Origin of the sequence: Pseudoduganella buxea (genome assembly GCF_009720835.1) — a bacterium.
GTDB lineage: Bacteria > Pseudomonadota > Gammaproteobacteria > Burkholderiales > Burkholderiaceae_D > Rugamonas > Rugamonas buxea.
Genome location: NZ_WNKZ01000298.1, coordinates 1 through 300 on the forward strand (window position 1 = coordinate 1; position 300 = coordinate 300).

The following is a 300-nucleotide window of genomic DNA, read 5'->3' on the forward strand; positions in this document are numbered from 1 at the left end:
CCGCATCCGGATCGAGCACGTGGTTCTTCTCGAGGGGACCGAGGCCATTGCGATAGAAGTAGGCCATCAATGCGCGTGCTCCCCAGTCACCCTGGTTCGCGGCGGTCTGTACGTCGTGCAGGATGCCGAGCGCTTCCTGGCGCGTCAGTTGCCACTCGATCTTGCTGCGCCATAGCTTGCGGGCATTGATGTAGAGCCGGTAGGCGGCCGGATCGCGCGTCTTCGGCATCGTGTCCTTCCAGCGTCCGCAGGTCGGGATCGGGCCGTTGACATCGAACGCCTGCAAGCCGGCGGGAATGG

1 pseudogene is annotated in these 300 nt (G+C 64.3%); it reads right to left on the minus strand.

The annotated features are described in order from the left end of the window. A pseudogene (locus GM672_RS28755) lies at window positions 1–300 on the minus strand (SEL1-like repeat protein); the annotation flags it as partial.